Annotated in this window: 1 protein-coding gene and 1 tRNA gene; one reads left to right on the forward strand and one right to left on the reverse strand. The window is 37.0% G+C overall.

Annotated elements, in window-relative coordinates; translation table 11 throughout:
* Positions 1 to 314: 314 nt before the first annotated feature.
* A tRNA-Val gene (locus AA81_RS09680) sits at positions 315 to 389 on the reverse strand.
* A 495-nt stretch (positions 390 to 884) separates the two neighbouring features.
* Here AA81_RS09680 and AA81_RS09685 point away from each other — a divergent pair.
* Positions 885 to 2,481: ABC transporter substrate-binding protein (locus tag AA81_RS09685; RefSeq protein WP_103898905.1), on the forward strand; the 1,597-nt coding region annotated here is incomplete at its 3' end.

Genomic DNA, 2,481 nt, shown 5'->3' on the forward strand with positions numbered 1-2,481 from the left:
AAAAACTTAAAACCACTAACAACAAGGTTTCTTGAATTATTGATCGAAAAAGGGAAATTGAAGTCTGAAGAGATCATGGAAACCTTAGAATTGAAAAACAAAAAATCAGTTTCCGCCTTGGTAAGCGCTATAATCAGAAACGCTCCGAACGATAAAGAAAAATTAATTTTTAAAGACAATGATTATATATGTATTCATGAAAAGTACAGAAACAAAATTTATGAAATTATGAATAATAAAAGATAAAAGCAGGATGATGTTCATCCTGCTTTTACATGTAATATATATGAAAAAAGTTGAATAGGAATGAATGATGGTGGGTGCGGTAGGGATTGAACCTACGGCCTCTTCCGCGTCAAGGAAGCGCTCTCCCACTGAGCTACGCACCCTTTATAATCGTATAAAGTATATCATATTTTTTTAACTATGTCAATAAAAAAGGGCCAATTGTGGGTGAGCTGCGAGGCAAAGCCATACTCTTTTATCCTTATGGGGGTGGGGAGCGGGGCGAAGGGGCGTTAAAGTAGTTTTTAGAATTGTTATAGAAAGTAATAAAAGAAGGAAGAATGGAAGCAAGGTAAATTTTATAAACTATGAAAAAAATTTCATATTTTAATTATTTTGGTAATATTTGCTTTTAATTGGTCTTAATCGTTTATAATTCCTTCAGATAAGCCGTAAACGAACTTGATAAAAATCTAATTTTGTGGAATACTATTAATATGATGATTTGCGTCAAACTTGCAAACAAAAAGCACTTTTTTCAAATTAAAATTTATTACTTGTGTATTAAGATAAAATGTGATAAAATATATAAGGAGATTATTTGGGAAAGTATTGTTAGTGTGTAACAATTCTAATAAATCTGTAAAGGAGGTAGAGGTATGAAAAAGGTTTTTATTGTTCTTATGGTTACTTTGATGGGTGTTTTTGCCTTTACTCAGGTGAAAAACCCTGATATGATTTTCGATGCCACACTAAGTGAACCAGATACTTTAGACCCTCACCATGCTTACGACACTTCTAGTGGTGAAGTTATTTTCAACGTCTATGACAACTTGATAGCATACGATGGGGAAAGTCTGAGTAAGTTTGTTCCTATGCTCTCAACGGTTGTCCCGACAGTTGAAAATGGTTATTTGAGAGATGGTGGAACAACATATGTCTTCCCTATAAGAGAAGGTGTGAAATTCCAGAACGGTAACGATTTAACACCTGAAGATGTCGAATACACCTTTGAAAGAGCACTATTGTACAACCCTCCTGGAGGACCAGTATGGATGTACTTAGATCCTATGTTTGGTGTTTTCAGTATTAGAACGTTAGTAGAAGATTATGTAGGTGCTTCATGGGATACTATATTTGATGATGATATGAATCCAACATCTCCAGAATACGAAGAAGCATTAGTTAATTTCTATTATGATGTGATAGATCCTGCAGTAGAAGTTCAAGGTAACGAAGTACACGTCCATTTAGCAAGACCTTTCGCCCCGTTTTTGAATGTACTCGCTTCAGGAAGTGGTTGGGGTGCGATTTTGGACAAAGAATATTCTGTAGAAATAGGTATATGGGATGGAAATGCAGAAGGTTGGTGGAAGTATCACGGATGGACAAAAGAACAGTCTCCATACTTTGACCATGCGATGGGAACAGGCCCATATAAATTGGTAGAATGGGATCACGCTCAACAAAGGGTAACGCTCGAACGATTCGACGATTACTGGAGAGGCCCTGCCCCAATAAGAAGAGTAATCATTCAAGGTGTAGACGAGTGGTCAACAAGAAGGGCCATGCTTGAAACAGGCGATGCAGACATAGCTTATGTTCCTGCTCAATATTTAGATGTTGTCCTTTCTATGGATGGTTTGACCATTATCCCTGGCACACCTGAGGTTTCAATCACCTCTTTAGGCTTCAATTGGCAAGTTGATCCCGAGTCCCCATACATTGGTTCGGGTCAATTGGATGGAAACGGTATTCCACCTGATTTCTTTGCAGATCATAATGTTAGATTAGGTTTCGCGTATGCCTTTGATTATGATGGTATGATAAATGAAGTTTTGAACGGTTTGGGTGAAAAAGTTCCTACTGCTTTACCAACTGGATTCTTAGGGTATAGTGAAGATCTCCCAACATACGAATTGGATCTGCAAAAGGCTGAAAATTACTTTAAACGTGCTTATAAAGGTAGATTATGGCAAACAGGTTTCAAAATGACTATTCTTTACAATACAGGGAACGATTCAAGGAGAGTATCTGCTGAAATATTGAGAGATAATTTAGCAAAGATAAATCCTAGATTCCAAGTTGAAGTTAGAGGAGTTCAATGGCCAACTTACTTAGATGAAAGAGAAAACATGATGCTCCCAGTTTACATCATTGGTTGGCTCGCTGATTTTCCAGATCCACATAACTTTATTTTCACTTATTACCACAGTGAAGGCGATTACGGAGGATACTACGGCGATAACTTTGCGG

This window comes from Petrotoga halophila DSM 16923, assembly GCF_002924615.1.